The organism is Pseudonocardia halophobica, from assembly GCF_050948485.1.
GTDB lineage: Bacteria > Actinomycetota > Actinomycetes > Mycobacteriales > Pseudonocardiaceae > Pseudonocardia > Pseudonocardia halophobica.
Genome location: NZ_CP192046.1, coordinates 950782 through 975229, shown reverse-complemented (window position 1 = coordinate 975229; position 24448 = coordinate 950782). Strand labels below are relative to the sequence as shown.

23 protein-coding genes and 2 pseudogenes are annotated in these 24448 nt (G+C 73.8%); 12 read left to right on the top strand and 13 right to left on the bottom strand.

Annotated elements, in window-relative coordinates:
• Positions 1-81: 81 nt before the first annotated feature.
• A pseudogene (locus ACQP04_RS04775) lies at positions 82-825 on the top strand (DUF998 domain-containing protein); the annotation flags it as partial.
• Between the two features lie 19 nt (positions 826-844).
• Here ACQP04_RS04775 and ACQP04_RS04770 read toward each other — a convergent pair.
• Both ACQP04_RS04770 and ACQP04_RS04765 read right to left on the bottom strand, forming a co-directional pair.
• Entirely contained in the window at positions 845-1984 is a 1140-nt protein-coding gene (locus tag ACQP04_RS04770; RefSeq protein WP_433505852.1) for a CHAD domain-containing protein, read from the bottom strand.
• A complete protein-coding gene (locus ACQP04_RS04765) occupies positions 1965-2381 on the bottom strand; it encodes a CYTH domain-containing protein (protein WP_433505851.1) in 417 nt (138 codons plus the stop codon). The genes ACQP04_RS04770 and ACQP04_RS04765 overlap by 20 nt, the downstream gene beginning before the upstream one ends.
• A 137-nt stretch (positions 2382-2518) precedes the next feature.
• Here ACQP04_RS04765 and ACQP04_RS04760 point away from each other — a divergent pair, with 137 nt between their 5' ends.
• Positions 2519-2716 carry a hypothetical protein gene (locus ACQP04_RS04760; RefSeq protein WP_433505850.1) on the top strand — a complete coding sequence of 66 codons (198 nt, stop codon included), beginning with the start codon at positions 2519-2521 and terminating at the stop codon, positions 2714-2716.
• A 132-nt stretch (positions 2717-2848) separates the two neighbouring features.
• The gene (locus ACQP04_RS04755) at positions 2849-4027 is read left to right on the top strand and encodes an AI-2E family transporter (RefSeq protein ID WP_433505849.1); all 1179 of its coding nucleotides are present in this window, start codon (positions 2849-2851) and stop codon (positions 4025-4027) included.
• Positions 4028-4153: 126 nt separating this feature from the next.
• Here ACQP04_RS04755 and ACQP04_RS04750 read toward each other — a convergent pair whose 3' ends face one another.
• Complete coding sequence (locus ACQP04_RS04750; RefSeq protein ID WP_433505848.1) at positions 4154-4849, bottom strand: helix-turn-helix transcriptional regulator; 696 nt, start codon at positions 4847-4849, stop codon at positions 4154-4156.
• A gap of 92 nt (positions 4850-4941) precedes the next feature.
• On the opposite strand from ACQP04_RS04750, the gene ACQP04_RS04745 reads away from it, so the two are divergent.
• Positions 4942-5379 carry a hypothetical protein gene (locus ACQP04_RS04745; protein WP_433505847.1) on the top strand — a complete coding sequence of 146 codons (438 nt, stop codon included), beginning with the start codon at positions 4942-4944 and terminating at the stop codon, positions 5377-5379.
• Positions 5376-6653, top strand: a complete 1278-nt coding sequence (locus tag ACQP04_RS04740; RefSeq protein WP_433505846.1) for an NAD(P)/FAD-dependent oxidoreductase — start codon at positions 5376-5378, stop codon at positions 6651-6653. Before ACQP04_RS04745 ends, ACQP04_RS04740 begins: the two co-directional genes overlap by 4 nt.
• On the opposite strand, the gene ACQP04_RS04735 is transcribed toward ACQP04_RS04740, so the two are convergent.
• Positions 6643-7842, bottom strand: coding sequence for a YncE family protein (locus tag ACQP04_RS04735; protein ID WP_433505845.1), 1200 nt, complete (start codon positions 7840-7842; stop codon positions 6643-6645). The two genes, ACQP04_RS04740 and ACQP04_RS04735, sit on opposite strands and share 11 nt — an antisense overlap.
• 15 nt (positions 7843-7857) lie before the next feature.
• A complete protein-coding gene (locus ACQP04_RS04730) occupies positions 7858-8685 on the bottom strand; it encodes a polysaccharide deacetylase family protein (RefSeq protein ID WP_433505844.1) in 828 nt (275 codons plus the stop codon).
• A gap of 593 nt (positions 8686-9278) precedes the next feature.
• Between ACQP04_RS04730 and ACQP04_RS04725 the strand changes: the two genes are divergently transcribed.
• A complete protein-coding gene (locus ACQP04_RS04725) occupies positions 9279-9734 on the top strand; it encodes a GNAT family N-acetyltransferase (protein WP_433505843.1) in 456 nt (151 codons plus the stop codon).
• 44 nt (positions 9735-9778) lie between these two features.
• Here ACQP04_RS04725 and ACQP04_RS04720 read toward each other — a convergent pair whose 3' ends face one another.
• On the bottom strand, positions 9779-10381 hold the full coding sequence (locus tag ACQP04_RS04720) for a DUF5701 family protein (RefSeq protein WP_433505842.1): 603 nt from the start codon (positions 10379-10381) through the stop codon (positions 9779-9781).
• Positions 10382-10642: 261 nt separating this feature from the next.
• On the opposite strand from ACQP04_RS04720, the gene ACQP04_RS04715 reads away from it, so the two are divergent.
• Genes ACQP04_RS04715 through ACQP04_RS04700 form a run of 4 tightly spaced genes read left to right on the top strand, consistent with a single transcriptional unit; the run spans position 10643 to position 17896 of the window.
• Positions 10643-14656 carry a Pls/PosA family non-ribosomal peptide synthetase gene (locus tag ACQP04_RS04715; RefSeq protein WP_433505841.1) on the top strand — a complete coding sequence of 1338 codons (4014 nt, stop codon included), beginning with the start codon at positions 10643-10645 and terminating at the stop codon, positions 14654-14656.
• Positions 14656-15303, top strand: a complete 648-nt coding sequence (locus ACQP04_RS04710) for a BPL-N domain-containing protein (protein ID WP_433505840.1) — start codon at positions 14656-14658, stop codon at positions 15301-15303. The genes ACQP04_RS04715 and ACQP04_RS04710 overlap by 1 nt, the downstream gene beginning before the upstream one ends.
• The gene (locus ACQP04_RS04705; protein WP_433505839.1) at positions 15300-16511 is read left to right on the top strand and encodes a heparan-alpha-glucosaminide N-acetyltransferase domain-containing protein; all 1212 of its coding nucleotides are present in this window, start codon (positions 15300-15302) and stop codon (positions 16509-16511) included. The genes ACQP04_RS04710 and ACQP04_RS04705 overlap by 4 nt, the downstream gene beginning before the upstream one ends.
• Positions 16508-17896, top strand: a complete 1389-nt coding sequence (locus ACQP04_RS04700) for a M1 family aminopeptidase (protein WP_433505838.1) — start codon at positions 16508-16510, stop codon at positions 17894-17896. Before ACQP04_RS04705 ends, ACQP04_RS04700 begins: the two co-directional genes overlap by 4 nt.
• Positions 17897-17937: 41 nt before the next feature.
• Here ACQP04_RS04700 and ACQP04_RS04695 read toward each other — a convergent pair whose 3' ends face one another.
• From ACQP04_RS04695 to ACQP04_RS04680, 4 genes and pseudogenes are all read right to left on the bottom strand, one after another.
• On the bottom strand, positions 17938-18696 hold the full coding sequence (locus ACQP04_RS04695) for a ZIP family metal transporter (protein ID WP_433505837.1): 759 nt from the start codon (positions 18694-18696) through the stop codon (positions 17938-17940).
• A gap of 332 nt (positions 18697-19028) precedes the next feature.
• Positions 19029-19145, bottom strand: coding sequence for a hypothetical protein (locus tag ACQP04_RS04690; protein ID WP_433508301.1), 117 nt, complete (start codon positions 19143-19145; stop codon positions 19029-19031).
• A gap of 26 nt (positions 19146-19171) precedes the next feature.
• The gene (locus tag ACQP04_RS04685; RefSeq protein WP_433508531.1) at positions 19172-19306 is read right to left on the bottom strand and encodes a hypothetical protein; all 135 of its coding nucleotides are present in this window, start codon (positions 19304-19306) and stop codon (positions 19172-19174) included.
• Between the two features lie 97 nt (positions 19307-19403).
• Positions 19404-19583: pseudogene (locus ACQP04_RS04680) on the bottom strand (AAA family ATPase); the annotation flags it as partial.
• A gap of 520 nt (positions 19584-20103) precedes the next feature.
• Here ACQP04_RS04680 and ACQP04_RS04675 point away from each other — a divergent pair.
• Positions 20104-21696, top strand: coding sequence for a SpoIIE family protein phosphatase (locus ACQP04_RS04675; RefSeq protein ID WP_433505836.1), 1593 nt, complete (start codon positions 20104-20106; stop codon positions 21694-21696).
• Between the two features lie 294 nt (positions 21697-21990).
• Here the strand turns inward: ACQP04_RS04675 and ACQP04_RS04670 are convergent, their stop codons facing one another.
• From ACQP04_RS04670 to ACQP04_RS04660, 3 genes are all read right to left on the bottom strand, one after another.
• Positions 21991-22428 carry a pyridoxamine 5'-phosphate oxidase family protein gene (locus tag ACQP04_RS04670; protein ID WP_433505835.1) on the bottom strand — a complete coding sequence of 146 codons (438 nt, stop codon included), beginning with the start codon at positions 22426-22428 and terminating at the stop codon, positions 21991-21993.
• Between the two features lie 332 nt (positions 22429-22760).
• The gene (locus ACQP04_RS04665; RefSeq protein ID WP_433505834.1) at positions 22761-23507 is read right to left on the bottom strand and encodes a class I SAM-dependent methyltransferase; all 747 of its coding nucleotides are present in this window, start codon (positions 23505-23507) and stop codon (positions 22761-22763) included.
• Positions 23508-23597: 90 nt separating this feature from the next.
• A complete protein-coding gene (locus ACQP04_RS04660) occupies positions 23598-23798 on the bottom strand; it encodes a cold-shock protein (RefSeq protein ID WP_433505833.1) in 201 nt (66 codons plus the stop codon).
• Positions 23799-24080: 282 nt separating this feature from the next.
• Between ACQP04_RS04660 and ACQP04_RS04655 the strand changes: the two genes are divergently transcribed.
• Positions 24081-24284 (top strand): cold-shock protein, encoded by a 204-nt coding sequence (locus ACQP04_RS04655; RefSeq protein ID WP_037047683.1) that lies wholly within the window; start codon positions 24081-24083, stop codon positions 24282-24284.
• The last annotated feature ends 164 nt before the right edge of the window (positions 24285-24448 follow it).

Sequence of the window (24448 nt, the reverse complement as noted above, 5' to 3'; positions counted from 1 at the left end):
CTGTCGGCGTGTTCCTCCCGACCGGTCGGGTCGGTGGTGCTCCGGCTGGCGCATCGTGCGCTCGGCCACGATCCTGTTCGCATGTCCCGCAGGCCGGCGGGTGGTCGCGCTGCCCAGGTTCCGACGGCGTCATCGCTGCGGCGGTCGTTGTCGGAGCGGCCTCCCGTTGCGGACGGCGACCGGCGGCGACCCGCGCTGCGAGGCCGCCGGCGGCGGACTGTGTGCGCAGGGTGGGTCGGGGTGGCGGGGGCCTGCTGCTACTGCTGGTTCCTGCTCGCTCCTCTGGTGGGCGTACGGCTGGACCCGACCCGGGCGTTCGTCAGCGAGCTGGAGGTGCGTGGTTCACCGGGCAGCGACTGGTTCCGTGCCGCCGACGTCGCCGCCGGCGTCCTGATCGTCGTCCTGGCCGTGGGCGTGTGGGAGTGGCTGCGCCGACCTGGCGGCCGGGGGCCGGCGGGCCCCGTACTCGTGGGCACGGTCGGGGCGGCATCGATCGTGGACGGTGTCAGTCCGATGGCCTGTGCTCCTTCCGTGGACCCGGTCTGCGCGCGGATCGAACAGTCGAGGTCGCTGCTGGGCCAGTTCACGGACGTGCACACCGTGTCCGGCGTCGTCGGGATGATCGCGGCGGCGGCTGCGATGGTCCTTGTCGGGCGCGGGGCCGAGCGCGTGCTGTCCCGACGATGGTCGTGGTGGTTCGGCGTGGCCTGCTGCGTGGCGGTGCTGCTGCTCGGGAGTGCGCTCAGCGCGTTGGCCCTGTTCGGTGGCCCCGGCATCCGCACCGTGGAGCAGGCCCAGCTCCTGGTCGTTGCCGGCTGGCTCGGGGTGGTGTCCGCGATGCTGATCAGGAGCTCGGTCGCAACGGGAATCTCCTCCGTGCACCCATCGCGTGCTGCGGCACCGAGGACGTCATCCGCCGTTCACCTGGCGCGAGCACACTCGCCGGATGGCGCGCGACCGGATGCTCGACGCCCTGCTGACCGTGGCGCTGCTGATCGCCGCGGCCATGACCGGCCTGTGGTTCCTGCTGCCCGCGTGACGGCGCGCCCTCCAGCTTCGCGGGAAGGGTGACCCGCTCCCACGCCGGGACCAGCTCGGCCTCCAGCCGGTCGGCGCGCTCCTGCTCCAGACCGTGCAGCACGCCGAAGGTGAAGCCGTCGGCGCCGTCGAGCCGGGCCCGGCCGCCGAGCTCGCGCAGCACCGGCCGAGCGACGACGGCGTCGTGGTGGTCGCCGAGGCTCGACTGCACGCCCTTGACCCGCTTGCGCAGGCGCGTGGCCTTCTTGCCCAGGGTCTGTTCGGCAGCCTCCAGCACGTAGCAGCCGCTTCGCGGCCTTACGGGCCTCGTGCAGGGACTCGTCACGCTCGCGTCCCGGCGCTGCACCTGCCGCGGCCTCCATGCGACGCGCCGTGCGCCGGTGCGCCTTACGCACGGCCCGGGACAGGTCACGGCTCGACGACGTGGACCTCGCCCCCGTCGTGGGCGGGTCGTGAGCAGGGCGTCGAGCCGCTCCTGCAGCAGCAGGTAACGGTCGCTGTCCAGGGCCGCCACCGCCCGGCGCTGCCCGTCGGCCCGTTCACGGGCGAAGCGCCGGGTCAGCTCGGCCGACACCGGCCCCAGCACGGCCTCGGCCGGCAGGGCGTCGACCGCCTCCTGGAACGGCGCCTCGGTGACCTCGGCGTCGCGGGCCGCCGCCAGTTCGCCACCGAGCCAGCGCAGGTCCCCGACCAGTTCGCGAGTGGCCTCGCGATCCAGCACCCGGCGATACCCCTGGAGGACGCTGCGCACGCGGCGGGCCGAGACCCGCATCCGGTGCACCGCGTCCGGCGTCTCGAGCCGCACCAACGGATCGTGCGCGCGCAGCACGTCGACCTTGTCGGAGACGTAACCGAGCACGACCTGCGCACTCGTGGGCTTGCGCCGCTTGCCCTCGCCGCTGTCCCGGGACCTCGCCGGCAGGCGGTCACCGAGGACCCTGCTCAACTTGGACGGCGCAGCGCCGGCGCCGGGTCACCAGCTTGGCCACCGGGTCCAGGCGGGCCCCACGGGTGTAGACCCTGGTCAGGGCGACCAGCGCCTCCGGCGGACGGGTCCCCTGCCCCAGCGGTCGGCGGATCTCCTCCCGGGTGTCCGCATCGACCGGCAGCTTCAGGTGCCAGCCGGCGTCGTCGCCGCCGACCCGCCGCCGCAGCGTGAGCCCGGCCCGGGCGAGCCGCAGATCCTCCGTGTCGTAGTAGGTCGCGTCCAGCTCGACCTCGTCGTGACGCCCGACGCCGAGTCCGAACGCCGACCCCGGGTCGGGCAGGTCCAGACGATCCGGAGCCTCGAACTTGCGCTCGGTCTCGCGCGTTCCGCCCTGGTCCGCCGTCTTCCCGCCCATGAAACGGCGTTACCCGCCGCGGACAACGCGACACACACCGCGAACGCGGCACGACCACGGCGGGTGCGAGCGGACAGCCTGTCGACTCGGCCAGGTTTGCGTAGCTTCGCCGGTCCCGGCGCCCGCACACTCAACGCATGGCGGTGAACGTTCGGTTCGAGGACGGTCCGGCACGCGGCCAGGTCGTCCGGTACGGCTACATGTCCATCCCGCTCCCCAGCCTGTTCTGGACGGACTCGACCTCCGGGCGCGGCACCGTCTACAAACGCGTCGAAGAGCTCCCCGACGTCACCGGGGCCTGGCGCTACCGGGAGTCCGTGTACCGGGCCGGGTGAGCGGCCGAGCCGTGTGCCCGGTCTCGTCCACTTCGGATGAGGACAACGCGGGCGGTCCCGGCGGATCGTGCTGCGGAGTAGCCGACACCTCGGCCGATTCCGGCAGCCGCTCCGCAGCGAAGGAGACCTGGGATGGCCCAGCCCGGTCCGGGCGACACCGTTGCGGATGCGCCCACCGGCGTGCCGCGGGGCCTCGTGGTCGTGCTGGCCGTGACCGGGCTCCTCGTCAGCACCCTGGCCCTGCAGCAGTTCCGGTCCATCCTGGCCCCGGTGCTGCTGGCACTGGTCCTGGTGATCGGCGTCCACCCGCTGACCGGCATCCTGACCCGGCGAGGCGTCCCCCGGTGGCTCGCCGCCACGATCACCCTCGTCGTGCTGCTGGCCATCATCGTCGGCCTGGCGGCCGCCCTCGCCCTGTCGGTGGCCCGGCTGGGCACCCTGCTCCCGCTCTACCAGGACCGTTTCGTCGCGCTCCTGAACGACCTCCGCGAGTGGCTCGCCGGACTCGGCGTAGGACCGGAGCAGTTCCAGCAGGCGTTGTCCCAGATCTCGTTCGGCCGGATCGCCGGGCTGGTGACCTCGCTGCTGGCCGGACTGGCCGGCACGTTCACCAACCTGCTGTTCCTCATCTTCGTCGTGCTGTTCATGGGCATCGACGCGGTGTCCTTCTCCCGCCGGCTCGAGCAGGTCGGGGGAGAGCGGACCGCCGTCGCCACCGCCCTGGGCGGATTCGCCCACGGGACCCGCAGCTACCTGCTCGTCTCGACGGTGTTCGGCCTGATCGTCGCGGTGGTCGACGCCGTGTTCCTCTGGATCGTCGGGGTGCCGCTGGCCCTGTTGTGGGGCCTGCTCGCCTTCGTCACCAACTACATCCCCAACATCGGCTTCATCATCGGCCTCGTCCCGCCCGCTCTCCTCGGGCTCCTCGAGGGCGGCCCACGGCTGATGCTCACCGTGATCGTGGCCTACTGCGTCATCAACTTCGTCATGCAGTCGCTGATCCAGCCCAAGTTCGTCAGCGACGCGGTGAACCTCTCGCTGACCCTCACCTTCCTGTCGCTGGTGTTCTGGACCTTCGTGATCGGCCCGCTCGGCGCGGTGCTCGCCATCCCGCTCACGCTGCTCGCCAAGGCACTCCTGCTCGACGTCGACCCCCGGACCCGGTGGATGTCCGCCTTCCTGTCCGGTGGCCGGCTCGAACCGGAGGAAGAACCAGGAGACGGCGCTGCGCCCTCGACCGCCCTGTCCGCCGGCGACGGAGCACCCGATCCTCACCGCGGCATCGACGGACCGCCGTCTCCGGCGTCCTGATCGCGAACTTCCTGTTCCTGCCGTACTCCCCTGGTGGTCGTCGACGCTGATCAGCGCCCTCGACATCGTCGTCCGGGCCCTCTCGGTCCATCGACCGGAGGACGCACACGGCTGACGCGTCGCCGCTCAGGCCGAGGCCTCCTCGGTCATCGTCACGCAGCACCGCTCGGGTGCCGGATCCAGCCGGACCTGCACCCCCGGACACCCGAACTCCTCGAGGAAGGCGGCGATCAGGCTCAGGTTCATCCCGCACACCAGTGCGGTGTGCTCGCGGGCGAGCGCGTGGAAGGGGCAGTTCCCGAGCACCGTCACGGCCCCGTCCTGCCGGGGCTCGTACCCGTACCGGCCGAGGGCGGCGGCGACGTCACCTGACGTCGGTGCGGCCGGAGCCCATCGTTGCCGAGCCTCTGCGCCCAACCGGTGTCCGGCCGCCGTCGCGGCATCCCGGACGGCGTCGAGTACCGGCGTCGCGTTCCGGGCTGCCGCGTCGACGCCCTCGGCCAGGATCTGCCCCACCAGGTCGTACTGCCGCTGTGGGAGCGTGACCGCGACCTGCCGCGCCGAGCGCCGGTAGAGCTTGGTGGGGCGGCCCGCGCCGGGTCCCCGACGGCCCGACAGCCGGCGGAACTCCGTGTCGAGGAGCCCCTCCTCGACGAGCTTGTCGAGGTGGAACTTGGCGGTGTGCCGGGCGAGTCCGACGCCCTCGGCCGCCCCGTCCCGGCTCACCGGCTCCGGCTGCGCCACCACGTACAGGTACAACGCTCGGCGTGCGGGCTCGGCGAGCGCGCTCACGCCGCTGACCTGCGAGATGAAGTCCTCCACCCGGCAACCCCTTCTAACGGACACAGTCATTGACTCAACAGCGTCGTGCTTCTAACGTCCACGATAGCGTCCTTTAGATCTCGGGAGGGGTCATGGCCACTCAGCACGTCCCGTCCACTCGCGGCTCGCTGGTCTCGGTGCCGGCCGCGCGGCAGGCCTACTGGTTGCTGCGCACCGTGTTCACCGTGGCGCCGATCCTCTTCGGGCTGGACAAGTTCGTCGGGCTGCTCACCGACTGGGACCGCTACCTCGCCCCGCAGATCGACGGCCTGCTCCCCGGCACCGCGCACCAGGCGATGCTCGCGGTGGGAGTGGTGGAGATCCTCGCCGGCATCCTGGTCGCCGTGCTCCCGCGCGTCGGCGGGTACGTGGTCGGGCTCTGGCTCGCCGGGATCATCGTGAATCTGCTGTTGGTGGGCGACTACTTCGACATCGCCCTGCGTGACTTCGGGCTGCTCGTGGGCGCGCTGGCCCTGGCCCGCCTGGCTGCCGCGTTCGACCGGCCCGCACCCTGGGCGCGCCGGCGATGAGCGGCCCGCGCACCGTCGTGATCGTCGGCGCCGGACTGGCCGGCGCGAGGGCGGCCGAGGCCCTGCGCAGCGGAGGCTTCGACGGTCGGATCACGCTCGTCGGCGCCGAAGCGCACCGGCCCTACGAACGGCCGCCGCTGTCCAAGGACTACCTGCAGGGTCGCGCCGACCGCGCATCCCTGGACGTGCGACCGGCCCAATGGTACCTCGACAACCGCATCGAGCTGCAGCTCGACACCCTCGTGACCAAGATCCACCGCCACGCCCACGAGCTCGAGACCGCCGGCGGGACCTGGTTGCCCTACGACACGCTGCTGCTCACCACCGGCGCGCGACCGCGCCGGCTCCCGGTACCCGGGGCCCGACTGCCCGGCGTGCAGTACCTGCGCACCGTCGACGACAGCCGGCGGCTGCGCTCCGCGCTCACACCCGGGTCCCGCGTCGTGATCATCGGAGGCGGCTGGATCGGGCTCGAGACCGCCGCGGCCGCCCGTGCTGCCGGCGCCGAGGTGACCGTCCTCGAACACGCGGCCCGACCCCTGCTGTCCGTCCTCGGGCCGGACCTGGCCGGAGTCTTCGCGGACCTGCACACCGAGCACGGTGTGCAACTGCGGTGCGAGGTCACCGTCACCGCCGTCCGCCCGGCCGAGGGAGCGCCGGCACGGGCGGGCGGGGTCGTCCTCGCCGACGGGACCGAGATCGACGCCGACCTCGTCGTGGTCGGGATCGGGGTCGAGCCGGAGGTCGAGCTCGCCCGGTCCTGCGGCCTCGACGTCGACGACGGAATCCTGGTCGACGCCCACCTGGTCTCCTCCGACCGCGACATCCTCGCCGCGGGAGACGTCGCCAACGCCTTCCACCCGCTGCTGGGCAGGCGGATACGGGTCGAGCACTGGGCGAACGCGCTGCACCAGCCCGTCGTCGCCGCGCGGACGATCCTCGGCGAGGACGCCGCCTACGACCGGCTGCCGTACTTCTTCACCGACCAGTACGAGCTCGGCATGGAGTACACCGGCTGGGTCGACCCGGAGCAGGACCACGACGTCGTCGTCCGGGGCGACCTCGCACGACGCGAGTTCGTCGCCTTCTGGATCCGGCAGGGCCGCCTCGCCGCGGCCATGAACGTCAACGTCTGGGACGTCACCGAGACCCTCGGCGGTCTGATCCGTGAAGGCTTCCCGGTCGACCCCGCGGCGCTCGCCGATCCCGCGGTGCCCCTCGATCAGGTGGCCGGTGGACGAACCGCGAGCCGCAGCCCCGGCGTCACCGCGTGATCCCGGTGTGGCCGAGCGAGTAGCGCCCGGGCTGGGGCCACACGCACAGCCCGTGCGGGCCGTCGCCGACCGCGATCTTCCGGATCAGGCTGCCGTCGGTGGTCGAGAGGACGTAGACGGCCCGGTCGTAGCGGCCGGACAGCCACAGCTGGCTGCCGTCGGCGGTCACGTTGCCCATGTCCGGGCTGCCGCCACCCGGGATCGTCCATTTCGTGACGGGCGCGCCGGTGTAGGCGTCGAGCACGCTGACCGAGCCCTCGTGCCGGTTGGTGACGAACAGCCGCGTCGCGTCCCGCGACAGGTACAGCCCGTGCGCCCCGTGCCCGGTCGGGATCTCCCGGACGACGTGGGTGGCGGCCCCGTCGAGCACCCAGACCCCGTTCTGGTCGGAGTCGGCGATGTAGAACACCGAGCCGTCCGGGGCCAGCTTGATGTCCTGCGGGCCCATGCGCCGGTTGCGCGTCGGCATGTCGATCATCCGCAGGACCGACCGGTGCGCCACGTCGACGACCGCCACCCGGCCGTCGAACTCGCAGGTGAACACGGCGGTCCGGCCGTCCGGGGTGAAGTCGGCGTGGTCGATGCCCGCGCAGTCCGGGGTCGGCAGCTCGCCCTGCTGGACCCAGGTGTGCGGGTCGTAGAACACCAGCCGCTTCTGCGCCTCGGCGACCGAGATCGCCGAGGCGCCGTCCGGGGTGAAGTACATGTTGTACGGGTCCTGCACCGGGATCGCCGCGCCCGGCTTCCCGGTCACCGGGTCGAAGGGCACGACCTTGCTCGTGGTGTCGTCGGTGGCATAGAGCGTGCGCATGTCCCACGAGGGCACGACGTGCTGCAGCTCCCCGCCCAGCCGGTAGGTCCCGACGACGGCGAAGGTGGCCGGGTCGATCACCCGGACCTCGCCGGACTTGGTGTGCGGCACGTACACCAACGGCGTCGCGGCCTTCGCCGCGTCGGCGAGCATGTTCGCCCCGGCGTCGGCGTACACGTCGTGCGCGTCGGGCACCGGCGGCATCCCCGGCAGCCCGTCCATCGCCGCCACCGGCGCCGGGGCCGCGGACCCGGCCGGGGGCGCCGTCGGGGGCGCGGCCGGGGGCGCCGTCGCCGTCCCGCCGCTCCCGCTGCACCCGCCGAGCACGACCGTCGCCGCCAGCACCGCCGCCGTCGCGATGCGCCGACGAACGTTCACCCGGACCACCCCACTTCAGCCGAACAGTCGTGTCGCCGTGACCGGGGTGAGCCCCCTGCCGGCGAGGTCGTCGAGAAGCCCCGGCAGGGCGGCCAGGGTCCCCGGGTGCCCCAGGTGCAGGCTGACGACGCTGCCGGCGGTCGCAGCCGCCACGTTGCGGCGGATCGCCGCGGACCCCGGGTCGGTGACGTCCCGGGAGTCCACGTCATAGGACAGCACGGTCGGATAACCCGCCGCCGCGGCCAGGGCCCGCACCGCGGGCGTGGCGTGCTGGGCCTGCGACGGGCGGAAGAACGCGCCCGGGCCGCCGATCGCCGCCGCGATCCGGTCACGGCAGCGCTCGATCTCGACCCGGGCGTCGCGCTCGTCCATCGCGTCGATGTCGCGATGCGACCAGGTGTGGTTGCCCAGCTCGTGCCCCAGGTCGGTGACCATCCCTGCGGCGTCCGGGTACTGCTGCAGCCAGGTCCCCACCGCCAGCACGGTCACCGCGGCGCCGCGGTCGTGCAGGGTGCCCAGCACCCGCCGCGCGAGGTCGGGATCCCCGGCGCCGTGGAAGGTCAGGGCGACCTCGGGCCGCCCGCTCGTGGCCCGGTCGACCTCGCCGGTCGGCGGGCGCGCCGCCGACGTCGTGGCGGCGGCCGTCGTCGTCGAAGCGGCGCGGGCCGACGGCCGGCCCCCGCTCTGCGGCGCCGCGCACGCCGCGGCCAGGGGCAGGACCACCGCGGCCCGCAGCACGGCCCGCCGGCTGGTTCCGAGCCCGTCGCCCCGATCCACCTCGCCGCCCCCCGGACCGCCCACGGCGGCACGACGGTCCGGCACACCCTGAGCCCTGCGCTGCACAGCCGCGACCGTAAGCGGCGCCGGGCGAGCACGCGGTGAACCGCCACGGACGACACTCCCTTTCGTCCCTTCGCGTGCGGTTTTCCCGAGCCGGACGCGAGCAGCAGGGCCGGCTCGACCGTCGAGGTCCGCACACGGCCCCGGACCGGGTGGGTCCGAGACTTTCCTCAGAATGCGGACCGGAACATGACGAGCCACGAAATGAGGGTGACGAGCACGATCACGGCGAGCACCCGCAGGAACACGACGGTCACCGCCGAAATCTCCGACGTAGGCAGACGAGGCCACAACCGGCCCGGGGGCAGAAAGCAGTTCTGTGCTGATTCTGGTTCACGGTCCCTGCGTTTTCTCTGCACGAGGGACGGATCGGGCGACCGACCCGATTGCCTTGCCGCCCGGACGCCCGCGGCGCTAGCGTCGCCGGGCTCTCCTGTGGTCACCCCTGGCGCCGATGCCCCGACGACGAGTGGAGTACGCCTGCGTTGTCCGACGACGAACCGACCGGCTCCCTCGACTCCTCCGCCGAGCCTCCCGCGACGTGGGAGCGGGCACGGACCGAAGTCCGACCACTGACGCTCGACCAGGTCACGACCTTGATCGAGACTCCCGAGCGGTTCCCGCAGCGCTACGGCCTGTCCGTGGCCGACGGCTACCTGGCCTTCCCGGAGGCGCTGGCGTTCACGCGGGAGGGACTCGCGGCCGGCGCCGTGCCCGAGTGGTCCAGCCACCTGATCGTCGACCCGGACGCCGCCGAGGTGGTGGGGCTCGGCGGGTACACCGGCCCGCCGGCCGACGGCGTCGTGGAGATCGGGTACAGCGTGGCCCCCGGTCGCCGCGGCCGCGGACACGCCACGGCGGCCGCGCGCGCCTGGATCGCGACGGCCCGTGCCCACGGGGCGGTCCGGATGATCGCCCACACCCTCGCCGAGGAGGGACCCTCGACCGCGGTCCTGCGCCGGTGCGGCTTCACCCGGGTCGCGCAGGTGGAGGACCCGGAGGAGGGACCCGTCTGGCGGTGGGAGCTCCCGCTCGCCGTCGAGGACCGCTGATCACCGGCCGCCGGCGTGCGGAGCGGGAGCTTCGGGGCGGGCGCTCATGTGGTGCGGGTCGTCGCGGAGGCGAAGCCCAGCCACGTGTGGCGGTTGTTCCACCAGCACCACCCCACCTTGGGTGCGTCCCGCCTCTCCTTGCCGTCCCGGCCGGTGCCGTTGGAGATCCACACGGCAGGGGTGCGGGCGTCGAACCTCCCGCCGGGCTTGCGCAGGCGCGAGCCGATGGTCATGAAGCAGACGTTGCGCTGCAGCACTTCCGGGTCCTGCAGTACCCACTGCACGCCCTCGGTGAGCAGGAGCGGGGTCCGGCCCGTGCCGGCGAACTCGGTCGCGGCCTCCTCCGGGCTCCGGTTCGCCAGGTGGTCGCCGCGATCCAGGCCCTCCACCAGATAGACCGGCGCATCCGGGACCTCGACGGTCGGGGCGAAGTCGTCCACGTCCGTCATGTCGGCGACCACGAACCCCTCCTTGTCGCCGCGCCGCAGCAGGGGCGTGAGCGCGGAGGGTGTCGCTCCCGCGACGACCACCAGGCCGGGTCGGTCCGGTAAGGCCTTCGCGGCGATCCGGAGTTCCTCGGGGGTGAGCGGCGTGGTGGCGCCGAGGGAGACGAGTCGGTCGACCTGGTCGTGCAGGGACGGCAGCACAGGACCTCCGCGGATCGGCAATGGCACGGGCTCAACGCCTGTCCGGTCCGTCCTGTTCCCCGGCGGAGGTGGAGAGGGCACCCCGGCCGGACGTAGAGCCGATCAGGGGAACCGACGTATGCCTGTCCGGCCCAGGCCGATCGCGCAGCGTGACGAAGATGGCCGTCACAGGTCACGGAAGTGTTACCGGTGCGATCTGCGGGGTAGGCCCGACATTCGTCTCCCCGCAAGGCCGAAGTCCCAGAAAGAGGAACGCTCCCCGTGTCGTTGGCCCCCTCCCCGGCCCGTCGTGCGCCCGATGCCCTCGGCGACCGTCCTGGCCCGTCGTGGTCCCGTCTGCACCACGTCTTCGAGACCGCCGCCCGTCGCTCGCCCGGCGCCGTGGCCGTCGACGACCACGGCGAGCTGCTGACCTACGCCGAACTCGACGCCCGTGCCGACGGACTCGCGCACCTGCTCCGTGAGAGCGGCGTGGGCTCGGGTGGCCGTGTCGGCCTGCTGCTCGAGCGCTCCTGGCGGGCCTACGCCGCGCTGCTGGCGGTGCTCAAGGCCGGTGCCGCGTTCGTGCCGGTCGACCCGGCGTCGCCCGCGGACCGGGTCGCCTACATCGCCGACGACGCGGGCCTGGACCTGCTGGTCACGACGTCGGACCTCGCCCCCGGTCTGCGGGTCCGGGAGCTCTGCCTGGACACGGTGCCTCTGCCCCCGGCCGAGGGACCGCCGCCGGTCGGCGACGTCGAGGGCGCCGCCGACCCGACCTGCTACGTGATCTACACGTCCGGCTCCAGCGGCCGGCCGAAGGGCGTGGAGGTCGCGCACTCCAGCATCGTGAACTTCCTTCGCGTGGTGCCCGGCGTGTACGACGTCCGGCCCGGCGACCGCGTCTACCAGGGCATGACGATCTCCTTCGACTTCTCGATCGAGGAGATCTGGCCGACCTTCGCCGTCGGCGCGACCCTCGTCGTCGGCCCGAACGACGAGCGGCGCCTCGGGCCCGAACTCGCCGACTTCCTCGACCGCACCGGCGTGACGGTCCTCTACGCGGTGCCGACCCTGCTGGCCACGATCCCCCGCGACCTCCCGGCCGTGCGGGGACTGATGGTCGGGGGCGAGGCCTGCCCCGCCCACCTCGTGGAGCGCTGGGCGCGGCCGGGACGCCGGATGCTGAACACCTACGGGCCCACCGAGGCCACGGTGACCGCGACCTGGGGCGAGCTGCTGCCCGGGCGTCCGGTGACGATCGGCCGGCCCCTGCCGACCTACACCGTCCACATCCTCGACGAGGACCTGCGCGAGGTCGTGGGCGACGCCGCGGGCGAGATCTGCATCGGCGGACCGGGCGTGGCGCGCGGGTACGTCGGGATGCCGGAGAAGACCGCCGACCGGTTCGTCGAGTTCCACGGCGAGCGGATCTACCGCACCGGCGACCTCGGGTGCTGGGACGGGGCCGGCGAGATCGTCTACCTCGGCCGGGCCGACGACGAGGTGAAGATCCGCGGGCACCGGGTCGACCTGGGCGAGATCGACAGCGTGCTGCTCGGCGACCCCGCGGTGGGCAGCGCCGTGGCCGCGATGGTCGACGACGAGCTCGTGGCCTACGTGACCACGGACCGTCCCGACGGCGGCCTGCGGGAGCGGCTGCACGCGCGGCTGCGGGAGCGGGTGCCGGACTACATGGTCCCGGGCCACCTGGAGGTGCTGCCCGAGCTGCCGACCATGCCGAGCGGCAAGGTCGACCGCAAGCGGCTGCCGCCGCCCACCTCGCCCCGGCTCGTCGCGCTGACGGGCGCGGTGGTGCCGCCGGCGACGGCGGCCGAGGAACGGGTGCGCGACGCCTGGGCCGAGGCCTGCGGGATCGACCCGGCCCAGCTGTCCGTCACCGCCGACTTCTTCGCCGAGCTCGGCGGCCACTCGCTGCTCGCGGCCACCGCCGTCTCGCTGATGCGCGAGCGCGGGATGGCGACGGTCGCGGTGCGGGATCTGTACGAGAACCCGACGGTGCGCGGGCTCGCGGCCACCCTGCCGGACGTCACCGCCACCACGCGTGCCGAGCCGGAGAAGACCACGCCGGTCCGTTACGGGCTGGCCGGCACCGTGCAGGCGGGCGTGCTCTACGCGCTGCTGATGCTGCTCGCCGCCCCCGTCGCCGGGATCTACGTGGCCGAGGACGGCCAGGTCTCGCTCGGGGTGCTGACCGCGATCGCACTCACCGCGACCGCGGTCTACCTCGCGACCCGCTGGGCGCTCGCCCCGCTCGGGATCCGACTGCTCGGGCGCGGGGTGCGGCCGGGCCGGTACCGGCTGTGGGGCCGGGTGCACCTCCGGCTGTGGGCGACGGACCTGCTGCTGTCCTTCACCCCGCTGCCGGTGCTGAGCGGGTCGGCGCTCATGCCGGGCTTCCTGCGCCAGCTCGGCGCCCGGGTCGGACCGGACGCGCACGTCGGAACGGCCTCGCTCTCGTTGCCCCGGCTGATCGACCTCGGCGACGACGCGAGCATCGGGTACGGCGCGGCCCTGCGCCCGTGGGTCGTCGAGGACGGCCGGGTGGTGGTCGGGCCGGTCCGCGTCGCGGCCGGGGCGTTCGTCGGCGCCGGGGCGCTCCTGCAACCGGGTGCGGTCGTCGGCACCGGCGCGGTGCTGGGAGAGCAGGCGCTGCTGGCCGGTGAGGTGCCGGCCGGGCAGCGGTGGTCCGGCTCCCCGGCCGCTCCCGACCCCGATCGGCGCGCGGACGCCGCGGTGGCCGAACTCGCCACGCAGCCACCGGCCCAACCCTGGGGCGCGGCCGGGCGGCTCGGCACGCTCGCCGGTCTCGCGCTGCTCGACCTGCTGCCGATTCTCATGCTGGTCCCGACCCTGCTGCTCGTCTGGGGCGCGCTGCTGCAGTTCGGACAGTCCGTCGGACTGCTCGCGGCGCTGTGCGTCGGGCCGGTGTTCGTGGCCACGGTCTGCCTGACGATCGCCGCCACCCGCCAGGCGGTGCTGCCGACCACCCCGACCGGGATCCATCCCGCCCGCTCGACCCTCGGCGTGCGCAAGTGGGTCGCCGACAAGCTGCTCGAGATGAGCCTGGAGATGACCAACTCGCTCTACGCCACCCTCTACACCGTGCCGTGGCTGCGCGCGCTGGGCGCCCGCGTCGGGCCCGGTGCCGAGGTGTCGACCGTCGCGCACGTCGATCCCGACCTGCTCACCCTGGGCCGCGAGAGCTTCGTCGCCGACATGGCGAGCGCGGGCGGGGCGACGTTCCACCGCGGCTGGGTCTCCTTCCGGACCACCCACGTCGGCGAGCGGGCGTTCGTCGGGAACGCGGCGCTGCTGCCGCCGGGGTCGCGGCTCGGCGCCGGGTCCCTGGTCGGGGTGCAGACCGTGCCGCCGCCGGCCGGCGTGCCGGCGGACAGCGCCTGGCTCGGCTCACCCGCGATGCACCTGCCCGCCCGGCAGGACAGCGGCGACTTCGCCGAGGGGCTGACCTTCCGGCCGTCGCGCCGGCGGGTGGCCGAGCGGCTGGGGATCGAGTTCCTGCGGATCTGCCTGCCCTCGTCGCTCATCGCGGTGGCGGTCTACCTGTATCTGCTGGCGCTGTCCACGATCGCCGCGGTGGGGGCGCCGCTGTGGGCGGCGGTGGTGGTCGCGCCGCTGCTGGCGGTGCTGTTCGGGGTGCTGGTCACCGGTACGGTCGCAGCGGTGAAGTGGCTCGCCGTCGGGACGTACCGGCCGCGGGTGGAACCGTTGTGGAGCCGGTTCGTGCGGCGGTCGGAGTTCGTCACCGGGTTGTACGAGGCCGCCGCGGTCCCGGCGATGCTGCAGCTCTTTCGCGGCACCCCGCTGCTGCCGCCCGCGTTGCGCCTGCTCGGTGCGCGGATCGGTCGCCGCACCCACCTCGCCACGACCTATCTCACCGAGTTCGACCTGGTCGACATCGGCGACGACGCCGCGATCGGCCGGGACGCCTCGTTGCAGACCCATCTCTTCGAGGACCGCGTGATGAAGATGTCCACGGTGCGGATCGGCGCGGGCGCCACCGTCGGGGACCGGGCCGTCGTGCTCTACGACGCCACGGTCGGGGCGGGGACCGCGCTCGAGCCGCTGTCGCTGGTCATGAAGGGCGAGTCGCTGCCCCCGCACACCCGCTGGCGGGGCATCCCCGCCCAGGGCGTGGCCGAGGATCCCCTCCCGGACCCGGTCACCGAGCCCGTCCCGCACGTCGGCCCGGCGCCGGCCCGGCACCGCCGGGCTCGGCACCGCCGCGGGGCGCACCGGGATCTGGCCGCCTGATGCGGGCCCTGGTCTACCGCGGCCGCGCCTCCCGTCCCGCCGGGTGCGCCGAGGCCGTGGGCGCGCTGCTGGAACGGCACGGCCTACAGGTCCGGTTCGTGAGCAGGCGGCAGCTCACCCCCGAGGTGCTCGCCGCCGCCGACGTCTACGCCCAGCCCGGCGGCGGCACCCTCGCCACCGCCTGGCGGCACCTGCAGCGACGCCGCTCGACGATCCGCGACTACGTCGCCGGCGGCGGTCGCTACCTGGGCTTCTGCCTCGGCGGCTACCTGGCGGGCGCGACCCCCGGGTTCGCCCTGCTGCCCGGCGACACCGACCGCTACGCCGGCTCCCCCGGCGCCGCGACCGGCGACCCGGGCGACCTCGTCCTGCCCGTCTCGTGGCGCGGCCGTCCGCGCCCCGTCTTCTTCCAGGACGGCCCGCTGTTCCTCCTCGACCAGGACGCCGGCGTCGACGTCGAGGTCCTCGCCCGCTACCCGGAGGGCGGCGTCGCCGCGCTGGCCTGCCCGTTCGGCACGGGCCGGGTCGCCGTCACCGGCCCGCACCCCGAGGCCGGGCCGGACTGGTTCACCGACGCCGGCCTGCCCGTCCCCGACCCGCTGCCCACCGACCTCGGGCACGACCTGATCGACGAGGTGCTCGCATGACCGCCACCGCTCCCGCACCGGTGACGGGCCCGCAGCGGCCCACCGGAGCGGGCCCGTCGCGCCTGCTCGGCATGGACGCCGCCCGTGGCGTCGCCGTGTTGGGCATGATGGCCGTCCACTCGCTCTACGACACCACCTCGGACGGCGCCCCGACCGCGACGTACCTGGTCACCGCCGGGCGGTCGGCGGCGGTCTTCGCCGTGCTCGCCGGGGTCGGCATCGCCTTCACCACCGCTCGCCGGCGGGTCGCGTGGGGCGGCGAGGGCCGGTCCGCCGCGGCCTCGCTGGCCGCCCGCGCCGCCGTCGTCGGGCTGATCGGGCTCGCCCTGGGCTGGGGCTCAGCGGAGATCGCGGCGAACATCCTCCCGTACTACGCGCTGATGTTCCTGCTCGCGATCCCGCTGGTGTTCCTCCCGACCCGCGCGCTGGTCGCGGTCGCGACGCTGCTCGCGGTGGGGATGCCGGTGCTGAGCCAGTGGGTCCGACCCGGCCTGCCCGCCCCGTCGCCGGAGAACCCGACCGTGGCGCAGCTGGTCACCGACCCGCTCGGGCTGCTCTCCGAGCTGGCCCTCACCGGGTACTACCCGGCGTTGCCCTGGCTGGCGTATCTCGCCGTCGGGATCGCCGTCGGCCGGCTGCGGCTCACCGACACCCGCGTGGCGCTGTGGTCGGCCGCCGGCGGGACGGCGCTCGCGGTGGCGGCCACGCTCGTCTCCCGGTGGCTGATGAACCCCCTCGGCGGCGAGGCCGCGATCGCCGCCGCGACCCCGCGCGACCTGCTCGCGACCGCGCCGACGGTCGCGGACTTCGTCGCCGTGTCCCCGGAGGGCACCACTCCGACGACGACGTGGTGGTGGCTCGGAACGGACGCCCCGCACTCGGGGACGCCACTGGACCTGGCTCAGACCATCGGCTCCGCCCTCGCGGTGCTCGGCGTGATGCTCCTCCTCGGTCGCCTGGCGAACCCACTCGTACGGGCCGTGCTGCGGCCGCTCGCCGCGGTCGGGGCGCTCACCCTCACCGTGTACACGCTGCACGTGGTGTTCCTGAACTCGCCGCTCGACACGTTCGACGCCCTCCCGGGCTACCTCGTGCAGGTCGCGGTGGCGGCCCTCGGCGCGGTCGCCTGGCGACGCGCCGTCGGCCGCGGCCCGCTCGAGTCGCTCGTCCGGGTGGTGGCGCGGGCCGCGGGACGTGCCGCCGCGTGATCCCGACGAGGATCCGGGCCGTGGGGCTCGGCGTGCTGCTCGTGATGCTGCTCGCCGGATGCACCGCCTCGGTCCCGGACGGCCCCGGGGACTGGCCCGCCCCGCCGGCGGACCGGCCCGTCGTCGACGTCGCCTTCGACATGGCGCCCGACCTCGCGTCCGCGACCGGCACCGAGACCGTCCGGTTCACCCCGGATCGGCAGGTCTGCGAGCTGGTCTTCCGGAACTGGCCGAACAAACCCACGGCCGCCCGGGACGGTAGCGCCCTGGAGATCACCGGCGCCCGGGTCGGCGACACCGCGCTCGCGCCACAGATCGCGCCCGACCCGACCCTGGTCACCCTCCCGCTGCCGGCCTGCGTGCCGGCGGGCACCGCGATCACCGCGGACCTGACCTTCCGGCTGACGCTCGGGAAGGACTCGGGCGAGCGCGTCGGCTACTCACCGGCGACCGGCACGGCCTGGTTCGGCACCGCGTTCCCGCTGCTGGCCTGGGTGCGCGGGGAGGGCTGGGTCCGCGATGCCGCGGTCGACCTCTACGGCGAGGCCGCGACCAGCGAGGACGCCGCGCTGACGCTCTCCGTCACGGCCGCGGACGGCCAGGAGGTCGTGGCCACGGGGACCGCGACGGGCACCGCGTCCCCGGCGCCGGGCCACGTCACGCACCGGTTCACGGCCGAGGCCGTGCGCGACGCCGCCGTGTCCGTGGGCGCCTACGCCGTGACCACCCGCGAGGTCCGCGGCGTGCGCGTGCACGTCGCGACCCCGCGCTCGGGCAGCCGCGCCACCGGCGACGAGTGGATCGACGAGCTGGACCTCGCCCTGGAGAGGCACGGCACGCTGCTCGGCGCCTACCCGTACACCGACCTGACCGCGACGATCGTGCCCACCCAGACCGACGGCGTCGAGTTCCCCATGGCGCTGCAGTTCGCCGACGACCGCCGCGCCGAGATCCCGGGCCTGGTCGCCCACGAGCTCGCCCACCAGTGGTTCTACTCGCTGGTCGGCAACGACCAGGCCCGCGACCCGTGGCTCGACGAGGCCTTCGCGACCTGGGCACAGGCGCTGGCCACCGGGCAGGAGGACCGCTACCGGCTCGACCGGATCCCCCGCGGGCTGCGCGGGCGCACCGGCGAGCCCATGGAGTACTGGGCCCGGACGGGCGACTTCACCCGCTACGTCCGCGGGGTCTACGACCAGGGCGCCGCGGCCCTGCTCGAGGCCCGCCGCCACGCCGGGGCCGATCGGTTCGACGCCGCGGTCCGCGCGTACCTGCAGGACAACGCCCACCGCGTCGCCGGGCCGGCCGACGCGGCCACCGCCTTCCGCGACGTCCCCGAGGCGCTCGAGGCCCTCCGCGACGCGGGTGCCCTCCCCGCGGGCTGAGGGTGCGTCACGGCACCGGAGACGGAGGCGCTGACGTCGGGTCAGCTTCCGCCGGCCGAGTGCACCGCGAGGGCGGTCAGGAAGCCCAGCGCGGTGATCAGTCCGGTCAGCACGTGGGCGCGGTCGAACGCCTCGGGGATCATCGTGTCGGCCAGCATCGCGAGGATCGCCCCGGCGGCCACCGCGGTGATCGCCGCGACGACCGTCGGCGACACCCCGTCGAGCGCGACGTAGCCGATGAGCGCGGCCAGCCCGCTCGCCAGCGCGATGCCGATCCACACGCCGAAGACGTACCGGGCGGGCCGGCCCGCCCGCTTCATCCCGGCCGCGCTCGACAATCCCTCGGGCACGTTGGAGATGAAGATCGCGGCCAGCACGGCCGGGCTGACGGCACCACCGGTCAGCAGGGTGAGACCGAGGACCACCGACTCCGGGACACCGTCGAGCAGGGCACCGACGGCGATCGCGGCCCCACTGCCCGACTGCTCCTGCTCGGAGGGTTGCTGGTCGCCCGAGCGCTTGCGGTGCCGGGCGCCGTGTCGGTCGAGCGCCGCGTTGGCCAGGACGTACACGACCGCGCCGCCGAGGAAGCCCACCGTGGTCGGAACGATCCCACCCTGCCGGACGGCCTCGTCGACCAGCTCGAACGCCAGCGCGGAGATCAACACTCCGGCGCCGAAGGCCATGATCCCGGCGACCACCTTCGGCGGCACCCGGACCCACCACGCCACCGCCGCACCGAGCACCAGAGCTCCTCCTGCGAGCAACCCCCACAAGCCGGCCAAGAGCCAGGTCGGCACGTGCTCCCCCTCCGTCGCGGTTCACCTCTCGGCGGTTCGTACCCGGCCGGGTCCGGGGCAACCGCGGCCACGCACCGGTGATCGGGTCCGCCGTGCGTGGGACGGGCCGCAGCATGCTCACCGGGTCCACGGTCTTCGCTGCGTCGGAGCGCAGCCCGGCCAGGATGTCGATGTACCGCGACCAGCCAGGACTCCGGCGACCGTGCCACCGCGCGCTGGTCCGCGCTGAGCACGTCGACGCTGCGGTGCAGGACCTCGCCCAGCATCCGGGGCGAGCTCGTGCCCAGCGGCGGTCGGCAGCCCTCCATGTGGGTCGAGGACGACCCGGGCCCCTACGCGTAGGTGACGCCGAGGGTGCGGGCGGCGGCCGCGGCCTCGTTCCGGGAGTGCACACCGAGCTTGCCCAGGATCGCCGAGACGTGGTGGTCGGCGGGCCTGGTCGAGATCACCAGGCGGGCGGCGATCTCGGCGTTCGTCAGTCCGTCGGCGCGAGCACGTCGAGCCGGCGTGTGGTGAGCCCGCCCGGGTTGGTTTGGGTGTCGGGCCGGCGTCCCCGCGGGACGTGGCTGACGCCCGCGTCGCGCAGGCGGGCGCGGACCAGGTCGGCCACGGCCCGCGCGTCGGGCCGGTCGAACAGGTCCAGGGCCGCCCGCGGCGAAGACCTCGTGCTGGTCCGCCGAGCCGCGCAACAGCCCGGGCAGCGCCGGGGCCAGCGACCCGGCGACGTCGCGGAGCGGACCGAGCGGGCGTGGCGTGCTGAGCGAGTCGCACATACCCCACAGACCGGTGATCTCCGCCCGGACGCGCTCCACGAAGGCCCGCAGCAGGATCGTCTTGCCGATCCCGGCCTCCCCCGTCACGAGCACGACCGACCCACGACGCCGCACCGCCTAACGCGCACGATCGACGAGCAGGTTCATGGGCGGGCCGCGCTCCAGGAGAACCATTGGCCGAGTGTGGCAGCTCACACTCCGGGCCAGCTCGACCGAACGGCCTACGGGACCAGGGCTGCTCGAGGGCGTGCAGGCCTGCGTCTGGTCGGGCGGGTTCTGTGGCCGGTCACCGGCTGCTCGTCCGTGTCCCTGTCACCACCGCACCGGCCGAGGAGCACACCGCCGCTCCTGCGGAGGGCACCTGGGGCAGGGCCCCTCGCACCTGCCAGCCCGATCGCACGCTGCTTGACGACCGGGCCGCGGCAGGCCCGCCCCCTCGACCGGGCCCCCCGACGGAGACCCGCAGAGCGGGTCTCGCACACCGAAGATCGCCGTGATCATGCTTGCTGTTACAACAAGCTCACCCCCGGTCACGATGCTGAACCGGGCTGCAGCCGGCAGGGCGAGCGAGCCGAGGGCGCGGGGCGCTGCGTGACGAGTGCCCGACGCCTAGAGTGCGCCGCATGAGGGCGTCGTGAGCGAGACCGTGGCCGGCGCCGCGACCGGCCCGGACGCGCCCGGCTCGTCCACCCCGCGGGTGCTGCTCGTCGAGGACGACGACGGCGACGCCTTCCTCGTGGAGGAACTACTGGCCGAGGTCGGCGAGATCCCCGACCTCACCCGCGTCAGCAGCATCGCCGAGGCCACCGGCCGGCTCGGCCACGCGGACTGCGTCCTGCTGGACATGAACCTGCCCGACTCCTCCGGACTGGACGGACTGGCCCGCCTCCTCGAGATCGCCGACCACCCCGCCGTCGTCGTACTCACCGGCGACCTCGACGAGACCCGCGGCCGGGCCGCCGTCGCCGCAGGCGCCGAGGACTACCTGATCAAGGGCAAGGTCGACGGGCGGCTACTCACCCGAGCGGTGCAGTACGCGGTCGAACGCCGCCGCGCCGACCGGCTCACCCGCCAGCTGCACGAGGCCCGGGCCCAGGAACGGGAGAACCGCCGGCTCGGCCGGGGCCTGCTGCCCACCGCGCTGCTGCGCGACCCCACCCTGACCGTCACCACCCGCTACCAACCCGGCGAGAGACGACTACTGCTCGGCGGCGACTTCTACGACGCCATCGAGACCGCCGACGGCACCCTCCACGTCATCATCGGCGACGTCAGCGGGCACGGCCCCGACGAGGCCGCCATCGGCGTCAGCCTCCGCATCGCGTGGCGCACACTCATCCTCGCCGGCATGCCCGCCGCGCACGTCCTCCCGATCCTGGACCAGGTCCTGGTCACCGAGCGCCACGACACCATCCTCTTCACCACCGTCGCGATGGTCTCCGTGGCGCCCGACCGCAGCCACATCGACCTCTACCTCGCCGGACACCCACCACCACTGCTCATCGACGGGATCACCCCCCGCCCCCTGCCCGATCACGCCCTCGGCGTCCCGCTCGGCGTGCGGCTGGGCACGACCTGGCCGTCCATCCGCGTCCCGTTACCCGCGGACTGGGCGCTGCTGCTCTACACCGACGGGCTCGTCGAGGCCCGCGACCACGACGGGGAGGTGCTCTGGACCGACGGCCTGCTCGACCTGCTCGCACACCCGCTCCACACCACCGGCCCCACCTGGGACGCCCGACCCGACGACCTGCTCGACGCGCTCCTGGCCGCAGTCGACCGACGGGCCCCACTACGCGGCGACGACCTCGCCGTCGCGCTGATCACCCACACCCCGGCCGAAGCGAGGCACCGAGCGCAGTGGGCCTACGACCCGACCCCCGGGGCCAGCATCCGCGTCCGCCGCGACCTCCTCGCCTTCCTCGACGATCGCGACATCGACGACGACACGACCGACGACGCCCTGCTCGTCGCCAGCGAACTGGCCAGCAACGCCGTCGACCACGCCCGAACCCCCTTCCGCGTGACCGCCACCCTCGACGGGCGCTCACTGCACCTGGAAGTCACCGACGGCTCCCCCGCCGAGCCCCGACTGCAGGTCCTCGACGTCCACGCGCCACGCGGACGAGGCCTGCAGATGGTCGACACCGTGGCCACGGAATGGACCGTCCGCCACCACGACACCGGCAAGACCGTCGCCGCCGAGATCGCGATCACGACCGACTGAGCCGGCTCCGACCCGGACGGTGCGGGCGCACCCTGTTCCGCTACCGACGGACTCGTCGAGCACCGCGGTAGCGATATCGACGCCGGCGGCGACGCCCTCCTGGACCTGCTGCGCCGCAACCACGACCGCCCGTCGAGGACCTCGTCGACCTGGCCGTGGACGGCCCGCCCCGGACGCGCCCGACGACGTCGTCGTGGTCGCCATTCGCTTCACGTGACCGACGGCGGCTGCGTCGACAGGAGCGGGCGGAGCGCGACGGCCCGGCCGTCGCAGGTCGAGCGGCCGCGCGGCGACCTAGTCCGGGCTTCGTCGCACCCGGCGGCCGTTCAACCGGCTGAGCACGATGCCGATCGTGTACTCGTCGTGGTCGGGCAGCCAGGGCCGGGGCACGTGGCGGTCGAGGTCGGCGAGCCGATCGGGATCGGTCACCTCGTACGCCTGGCCGACACCGAGGACGCTCCAGCCCGACAGGTCGTCGAAGTCGATGGCGTCGACCTGGAGGGCGAAGACCGCGCCCTTGGACGCGGCTGCGGCCTTCGTCCGGCTGCCGGTGCGGAAGAAGACCTCCTCGCCGGCCAGCACGTACGTCACGGGATGCGCGGCGGGCAACGCGTTCTCGGTGTAGATCACCCGACCGACGTCGGTGACCGTCAGCAGCCGCAGACACTCGGCGCGGTCGATGACGTCGAACCCGCTCGTCGGTGTGGCTGCGAACAGGGGAGTGTCCGGCACGCCGGAGATTGTCCGGTCCGGAGGCCGGTACCGGCCTGGGACCTCAGGCCTCACGAAGTCCCGAACCGGTCATGGAGGGCGAACCGGACGTACCGACGCCCACGTCAGGACGGTCCGCAGACCAGCCGAGTTGCTCGAGTGCTCGAACGCGACTCCCGAGGTGATCCCCCGAGGCCGACGTCGCGAGCGTCTCCCTCCGCCGACCCGACGGCATGCTCGACGCCCCCGTGACCACCGACCCGGTCGGTGTGCGGTTCGACGAGCTGCAGAACGAGCTCGACGAAGGTCGGCGGTCGAAGGGTCGACAGACGTTCACCCGAGAACCCGACCGCTCAGGACGGCGCCCCGACCGTGCGGGCGGTCGTGACGGGCGAGCTGCCCGTCGTGGGCGCCGTAGTGGCGTGCCGACGGAGCCGGTGCAGGCTCACCTCGGGGTGGCCGGTCCCGGTCGTGCTGACGGTCGACCACCGCCCGCACCCGGCGAGGAAATCGCGCGCAGGCGGACGTCCCTGATCGGAGAGCCAGACCTCGCCCGAGCCGAGGACGAGCCGGGGCAGCAGCGCACCGAGGGCGTCGAGTCCGTCGTGGAGGTAGAGCACGTCGGCGGCCAGGACGAGGTCCCACGGGGCACCCGCGATCGCCGACCACGGATCCGACCAGTCGCACTGCGCCACGTCGAGCCGGAGGCCGTTGCGACGGGCATTGTGGGCCGCGAAGGCCAAGGCGCCGGGCGCACGGTCGGTGGCCAGGACCCGGGCCCCGCCCTGCGCGGCGGCGAGGCTCGGCAGGGCCAGGCCGCAGCCGAGCTCGAGCACGCGCGCACCACTGACGTCCGCGCGCGCCACCGCGTCCGCGAGCTCGATCCCGCTCGGCCACGGCTGCGCCCAGTACGGCGGCTCCGTCCCGCCCCAGCCGAAGTTCTGCTCGTAGATCTGCTCGAGCGCGTCCCGGGGGTGGACGAGCTCGATCCGACCGGTCGGCAGGTCGACGGCGCTGTGGCTGACCCCGACCAGGCCGGAGGGTGCACCGGCTCCGGGGACGTCGCCGTACAGACTGAATCCGCTTGCGGCGGAGGGCATGCAATCCTCGGATCTCTCGCGGGGGTGACCCGCGTTCGGGTTGCGGCACCGGCGATGCCGCTCGTTACCGCGCCTCCCGGCGCGGATCGGTCAGAGTCGGTAGACGCCGGACACCACGAGCCCGGAGTCCGACTCGTGGAGGTCGAACTCCACGCGGTCGCGCGCGTGCAGGCTCTGGCTCCCGCCGCCGTCGATCTGGACGCGACGCACGGGAACCTCCCTGCCGTCGTCGAGAACGATGAGGCCGGTGCCCCGCTCGGGGTCGAACCAGCTGACGATCCCGGTTGCCATGTCCGGCTCCCACGCCCCGGCTGTGACGACTCATCGGGCGACCCGGGCGACGCGCCTCGACAACTGCTGAGGTTCCGACCCTACGCGCCTCCCCCCACCGGGGCGCGCCGCGCAGTAGGGTGCACTCGGTCGTTCGGTTTTCGAGGTCCGTGTCTTGCACGCTCACGGAGACACAGCGATGGGCCGCGGTCCCGTCCTCACGGTGACGGCGGGACCCGCCCATCAGGATCGGCCGGGGGCCCCGCACACAGCGAAGGCCCAGGACCTGCGAGGAGCAGTGACATGCCACAGGGCACCGTGAAGTGGTTCAACAGCGAGAAGGGCTTCGGATTCATCGAGCAGGACGGCGGCGGCGCGGACGTCTTCGTCCACTACTCCGAGATCGACAGCACCGGCTACCGCAGCCTCGACGAGGGCCAGCGGGTGGAGTTCGAGATCGGGCAGGGCAAGAAGGGGCCACAGGCCAACGGCGTCCGCGTCATCTGACCGCAGCACGCGACCGGAGCCCGTCGCCCCCTCGGGGGAGGCGGGCTCCCGCCGTCTCCGCTCCTCACGCCTCGTGGTTCCGCAGCCAGGCGACGTGACGGTGGGGGCGCTCGCCGCAGTCGCCTGGTGAGCGCGCACGCGCCGCTGTGTCGGACGAGCGCCGC

Excerpts from the sequence above, each read along its gene's own strand:
- ACQP04_RS04765 (WP_433505851.1), bottom strand. The coding sequence starts at position 2,381 with ATGGGCGGGAAGACGGCGGACCAGGGCGGAACGCGCGAGACCGAGCGC.
- ACQP04_RS04760 (WP_433505850.1), top strand. The coding sequence starts at position 2,519 with ATGGCGGTGAACGTTCGGTTCGAGGACGGTCCGGCACGCGGCCAGGTC.
- ACQP04_RS04755 (WP_433505849.1), top strand. The coding sequence starts at position 2,849 with ATGGCCCAGCCCGGTCCGGGCGACACCGTTGCGGATGCGCCCACCGGC.
- ACQP04_RS04745 (WP_433505847.1), top strand. The coding sequence starts at position 4,942 with ATGGCCACTCAGCACGTCCCGTCCACTCGCGGCTCGCTGGTCTCGGTG.
- ACQP04_RS04740 (WP_433505846.1), top strand. The coding sequence starts at position 5,376 with ATGAGCGGCCCGCGCACCGTCGTGATCGTCGGCGCCGGACTGGCCGGC.
- ACQP04_RS04710 (WP_433505840.1), top strand. The coding sequence starts at position 14,656 with ATGCGGGCCCTGGTCTACCGCGGCCGCGCCTCCCGTCCCGCCGGGTGC.
- ACQP04_RS04705 (WP_433505839.1), top strand. The coding sequence starts at position 15,300 with ATGACCGCCACCGCTCCCGCACCGGTGACGGGCCCGCAGCGGCCCACC.
- ACQP04_RS04665 (WP_433505834.1), bottom strand. The coding sequence starts at position 23,507 with ATGCCCTCCGCCGCAAGCGGATTCAGTCTGTACGGCGACGTCCCCGGA.
- ACQP04_RS04660 (WP_433505833.1), bottom strand. The coding sequence starts at position 23,798 with ATGGCAACCGGGATCGTCAGCTGGTTCGACCCCGAGCGGGGCACCGGC.
- ACQP04_RS04655 (WP_037047683.1), top strand. The coding sequence starts at position 24,081 with ATGCCACAGGGCACCGTGAAGTGGTTCAACAGCGAGAAGGGCTTCGGA.